Origin of the sequence: Pseudonocardia pini (assembly GCF_013870575.1) — a bacterium.
Lineage (GTDB): Bacteria > Actinomycetota > Actinomycetes > Mycobacteriales > Pseudonocardiaceae > Pseudonocardia > Pseudonocardia pini.
In genome coordinates this window covers 1-5,243 of record NZ_JACBXB010000372.1, presented here as the reverse complement: position 1 = coordinate 5,243, position 5,243 = coordinate 1, and the positions used below count along the sequence as shown (strand labels likewise).

General features: G+C 72.0%; 6 protein-coding genes. All 6 read left to right on the top strand.

Features of this window, described 5'->3' with window-relative positions:
- The first annotated feature begins 95 nt into the window (after window positions 1–95).
- The gene (locus H5J29_RS19785) at window positions 96–851 is read left to right on the top strand and encodes an ABC transporter ATP-binding protein (protein WP_181782535.1); all 756 of its coding nucleotides are present in this window, start codon (window positions 96–98) and stop codon (window positions 849–851) included.
- Entirely contained in the window at window positions 848–1,744 is an 897-nt protein-coding gene (locus H5J29_RS36275; RefSeq protein WP_181782534.1) for an ABC transporter permease, read from the top strand. Before H5J29_RS19785 ends, H5J29_RS36275 begins: the two co-directional genes overlap by 4 nt.
- A gap of 17 nt (window positions 1,745–1,761) precedes the next feature.
- Window positions 1,762–2,934 (top strand): hypothetical protein, encoded by a 1,173-nt coding sequence (locus H5J29_RS19775; protein WP_181782533.1) that lies wholly within the window; start codon window positions 1,762–1,764, stop codon window positions 2,932–2,934.
- Window positions 2,931–4,247: an FAD-binding oxidoreductase gene (locus H5J29_RS35225; RefSeq protein ID WP_312858316.1), complete on the top strand. Its 1,317-nt coding sequence runs from the start codon at window positions 2,931–2,933 to the stop codon at window positions 4,245–4,247. The genes H5J29_RS19775 and H5J29_RS35225 overlap by 4 nt, the downstream gene beginning before the upstream one ends.
- Entirely contained in the window at window positions 4,244–4,996 is a 753-nt protein-coding gene (locus tag H5J29_RS19765) for a creatininase family protein (RefSeq protein ID WP_181782532.1), read from the top strand. Before H5J29_RS35225 ends, H5J29_RS19765 begins: the two co-directional genes overlap by 4 nt.
- 14 nt (window positions 4,997–5,010) lie before the next feature.
- On the top strand, window positions 5,011–5,243 hold a 233-nt coding region (locus H5J29_RS19760; protein WP_220187663.1), incomplete at its 3' end, for a hypothetical protein.

Genomic DNA, 5,243 nt, shown 5'->3' with positions numbered 1-5,243 from the left:
GCCGTCGACGCCAGGATCGTCCTCGCGGGCGGCCGGGTCGTCGCCGACTCCCGCGCCGCCCAGGTACTGGACCTCCCCGTCTCCGAGGTGATCGTGTGACCGGCACCGCCACACCGACAGCCAGACCCACACTGGCGCTCACGGGCGTCACGAAACGGTTCCCCACCGGCACGGTCGCGGTACGCGGCGTCAGCCTGGCCCTGCAGCCCGGGGACTTCGTGACGGTCGTCGGCCCCTCGGGCTGTGGGAAGTCCACGCTGCTGCGGCTCGCCTCTGGGCTGGAGTCGGTGACCGACGGCGTGATCGACGTCGAGTCCGCCGCCACGAGCTACGTCTTCCAGGACCCCACGTTGCTGGAGTGGCGCAGCGCCCTGCGCAACGTCGAGCTGGTCGGCGAGCTGCGCAAGGTGCCCGGGGACGAGCGGCGCAGGCGCGCCCAGGAGGCCCTGGACCTCGTGGGGCTCACAGGTTTCGAGGCCCAGCACCCGCGCCGGCTCTCCGGCGGCATGCGGATGAGGGTCTCGCTGGCGCGAGCCCTGGTGGCGGACCCGGACCTCGCCCTGTTCGACGAGCCCTTCGGCGCGCTCGACGAGATCACCCGCCTGCAGATGCAGACCGAGCTGCAGAAGCTGTTCCAGCTCAAGCGGTTCGCCGGGCTGTTCATCACGCACTCGGTCTCCGAGGCGGTCTACCTGTCGACCCGGGTGCTCGTGATGAGCGGGCGGCCGGGCCGGATCGTGGCCGAGATCCCGGTGCCCTTCGAGTACCCGAGACCGCCGGACCTGCGCTACGAACCCGAGTTCGCCGAGCTGACCGGCCAGGTCTCGCACGCGTTGGGAGAGCACTCGTGAGCACGCCCACCCCGGTGATCGAGGGCGGACCGGGGGATCCGGTGATCGGCTCGCCGCGGTCGGCCCCGGGTCACCCCGACGGCGCGGGGGCCCGGAAGGCGCCCTGGTGGAGGGTCGCGGTCTCCCGGTCGGTCCCGATCCTCGCGGCGCTCGCCGGGATCGCGGTGGTCTGGTACGCCGTCTCGTACCTGGTCCTGCCCGAGCAGCAGCGCTTCCTGCTCCCGCCGCCGCACGAGGCCTTCGGCAGCGCATTGTCGAACCCGCAGCTGATGGGCCCGATGCTGGAGGCGCTGGCGCGCAGCGCGGGTGTGGCGATGGTCGGGCTCGTGTGCGCCGTGGTGCTCGGGATCGGCTACGCCACGGTCATGTCGCAGTCCGGGTGGGCCGAGCGGATCCTGTACCCGTACGCGGTGATCCTGCAGACGATCCCGATCCTCGCGCTGGTGCCGCTGATCGGGATCTGGCTGGGGTACGCGTTCACCGCGCGGGTGGTCGTCTGCATCATCATCGCGGTGTTCCCGATGATCTCGAACACGCTGTTCGGGCTGCAGTCCGCGAGCCCCGCGGCGCACGACCTGCTCACCCTCAACAAGGCCACGCGATGGCAACGGCTCACGAAGCTGCAGTTCCCGGCCGCCGTCCCGTCGATCTTCACCGGCCTGCGCAACGCGTCCGGCCTGGCGGTGATCGGCGTGATCGTGGCGGACTTCTACTTCCAGCAGGGCGCACCGGGCATCGGTGGGCTGCTGCGCACGTACACGCTGCGCCTGCAGATGGAGGCGCTGTTCACCGCGATCGCCCTCACCGCGCTGTTCGGGGTGGTCGTGTTCTCGATCTTCGCCGCACTGGACAAGGCCGTCGTCGGCCGGTGGTACGGCGGGCACACCCGATGAGGCTCCCTGGAGGAAGAATGTTCCGTAGGACCGGACTCCTCGCCGCGGGGGTCGCGGCGGCCCTCGTGCTCGCCGCCTGCGGCGGGGGCGGCGAGACCGCCTCGACCGCCCCGGCCGCCCCCGCCGCACCGGCCGGTGGGCCACTGGACCTCGCGGGTGCGGGCTGTCCCGCGACCGTCGTGTTCCAGCAGGACTGGCAGCCCGAGGCCGAGCACGGGGCGATGTACTCCGTCGTCGGCCCGGACCGCACGATCGACGCGGCGGCCAAGAGCGTGAAGGGGTCGTTCGTCGCGCAGGGCGTGGACACCGGTGTCGACGTCGAGGTCCGCCCCGGCGGCCCGAACGTCGGCTTCCAGCCCGTCCCGGCGCTGATGGCCCTGGACGACGACATCACCCTCGGCGCGGTCAACACGGACGCGGCGCTCACCGCCACCGGCAACCAGGCGACCGTCGCGGTGACCTCGCAGATGACGGTCTCCCCGCAGATCATCATGTGGGACCCGGCCAGCCACCCGGGGGCCACGACCCTGCAGCAGGCGGCCGCCGGCGGCGACCCGGTCGTCACCTCGGGCGACGTGCTGCCCGCGCTGCTCGCCTCGAAGGGCGCGATGGCCGCCGCGCAGTCCGACACCTCCTACGAGGGCACGCCCGCGCGGTTCGTGTCCGACCCGAAGATCCTCCAGCAGGGCTTCGCCACCGCCGAGCCGTTCATCTACCAGAACGAGATCGCCGAGTGGAACAAGCCGATCGCCTTCCAGAAGGTGGCGGACTACGGCTACTCGATCTACCCCGAGCCGCTCGCCGTGCGCGCCGACAAGCTCGACGGCCTCCGCGGCTGCCTCGACAAGCTCGTGCCGATCATGCAGCAGGCCCAGATCGACTACCTGGCGAACCCGGGCCCGACCAACAGCCTGATCGTCGACCTGGTGAACGAGTACCAGACCGGCTGGACCTACTCCGAGGGCGTCGCGGACTTCTCGGCGAAGGCGCAGGTGGAGCAGGGCTTCGTGACGAACGACCCGGCGTCGGGCGTGTTCGGGCAGTTCGACCCGGCCCGGATGGGCGAGATCGTGAGCACCTTCGTGCCGCTCCTGCAGCAGCAGGGCTCGCTGTCCGGGCCCGCGCCGAGCGCGGAGTCGTTGTACACCAACGAGTTCATCGACCCGTCGATCAGGATGGGGACCCCGTGACGCTGGAGTCCGAGCTGGCCGCGCTGGGCGTCGAGGTCTCCACCGACCGCGACCTGCGGCTCAAGGTCTCCTCGGACTGGTCGCGGATGTCGCCCGTCCTGCAGGACAAGCTGCCCCCGGGGCGGTACCTGGCGGACCTGGTGGTGCGGCCGACCTCGCCGGACCAGGTCCCCGCCGTCCTGGCGGTGGCCTACCGGCACGACGTCCCGGTCACCCCGCGCGGTGCGGGCACCGGGAACTACGGGCAGGCCACCCCGTTCGACGGCGGCATCGTGCTCGATCTGCGCGGGCTCGACCACGTCGAGGTGACCGGGGAGACGGTCCGCGCGGGTGCCGGGGCGAAGCTGACCACGGTCGACGAGGTCGCCCGCGCGGCGGGCCGGGACATCTGGATCTTCCCGTCCACCAAGGGATCCACCGTCGGCGGGTTCGTCGGCGGGGGGTCGGCGGGGACGGGCACGGTCGAGCACCGCACGACGTCCGACGGGTACGTCGTCTCCGCGACGGTCGCCCCGATGGACGGCAGCGGGTCGCTGTTCACGGTGTCGGGGAAGGACCTCGAGCCGTACGTGCACACCTACGGCGTGACCGGCGTGCTGGTCGACGTCGAGATCCGCACCGACCCCGCCCGGGAGTGGGTCGCGGTCTACGGCTCGTTCGGCTCCTACGCCGACCTCGTCGCCGTACATCGGACGTTGGCGGACCTGCCGGTGAGACCGCGGCTGGCCTCCGGGGACGAGCCCGCGCTGGTCCCGACCCTGCCGGTCGCACTGGACCCGGAGCGCTGGAGCCTGCGGGTCATCGCCGAGGCGTCCACGGTGGACGAGGTCGTGGACCGCATCCGCGGCGGGTGCGGGGAGGTCGTGCGGGTGGCCCGCGACTACGCCGAGACGGACGTGGTGTCCGGCATGTCCTACAACCATCCCGTGTACTTCCTGCAGCAGTCCCTGCCCGCGGACGCGCCCCGGCTTTTCCACGTGGAGAGCAGCGGCGAGCCGCTCTGGGACTCACCGGACGCGGTGCGCGCCTGCTACTCCGGCCCGGTGCACCTGCACCTCGAGCTGTTCCAGCACGGGCCCGGCGCGATGATCGTGGCGGAGTACTCCGGCGAGGAGGAGCTGCTCGCCGGGATTCGTCGGCTGGAGTCGATCGGGGTCGGCGTGCACTCGCCGCACCAGTGGTACGTGGACCGGAACGTGGAGCTGGCTCGGGAGACCGCCCGGCGGACGGATCCGAAGGGGCTGCTCAACCCGGGCAAGCTGGTCTCCTCCCCGCCGGTCGACTCCCGGGTGAACATCGGGGTCGTGCGGTGAGGTTCACCGACCTCACGGGGCCACAGGTGGCCGCGCTGCCCGCGGACACCGTGGCCGTCCTGCCGTTGGGGGCCATCGAGCAGCACGGGCCGCACCTGCCGGTGTCGACGGACCTGGTGACGGCCTCGGCGGCGGCCGAGGCGGCGGTCTCGGCCTCCGACGTGCCGTGCGTGCTGCTCCCGGCCCTGGCCTACACCAAGTCCGACGAGCACCACGCCTTCCCCGGCTCGCTGTGGCTGTCGTGGGACACCCTGATGCGGACGTTGGAGGACATCGGGCGTTCCCTCGCGGCCTCCGGGTTGTCGCGGCTGCTCTTCGTCAACGGGCACGGCGGGAACTCGGCGCTGGGGCAGGTGGCGTCCCGGCAGCTGCGGCGGGAGTTCGGGCTGCGGACCTTCTTCGCGCACCTGTCCGTGCCGGTGGACCAGGGCGGGTCCGGGTCCGCGGAGACCGAGTACGGGTTGGGGATCCACGGCGGGCACGGCGAGACCTCGCTGATGCTGCACCTGCGGCCGGACCTGGTGCACATGGACCTGGCCGTGCGGCGGGTGCCGGAGGGACTGCGGGAGTTCTCGCTGATCGGCTTCGGCAAGCCCGTGTCGTTCGGCTGGCTGTCCGAGGACTTCGGCCCCGACGGGCACGTCGGCGACCCCACCGGCGCCACCCCGGAGCACGGCAAGGAGATGTTCGACGGCGCGGTGGGACAGCTGGTGCGGGTGATCGACGAGGCGCACCGGTTCCACACGTGAGCTGTCCGAAGCGGATGGAGTACGGCCCCTGCGGCGGCGTCGGGGCGGACGGGACGTGCGAGGTCGGGGACCTCCGCTGCACGTTCCTCGACCTCCCGCTGGTCAGGTGGGGTTCGGACGACCTTTGCTCTGCCTGCGGGGGTGCGGGTGTCGGTGGAGTCGATCGCTCTGCCTGCGGGGGTGCGGGTGTCGACGACCTTTGCTCTGCCCGCGGCGGTGCGGGTGTCGGCGGCGTTTGCTCTGCCTG

Bases quoted from the DNA above. Each gene is read 5' to 3' on its own strand.
- H5J29_RS19775 (WP_181782533.1), top strand. From the start codon at position 1,762: ATGTTCCGTAGGACCGGACTCCTCGCCGCGGGGGTCGCGGCGGCCCTC.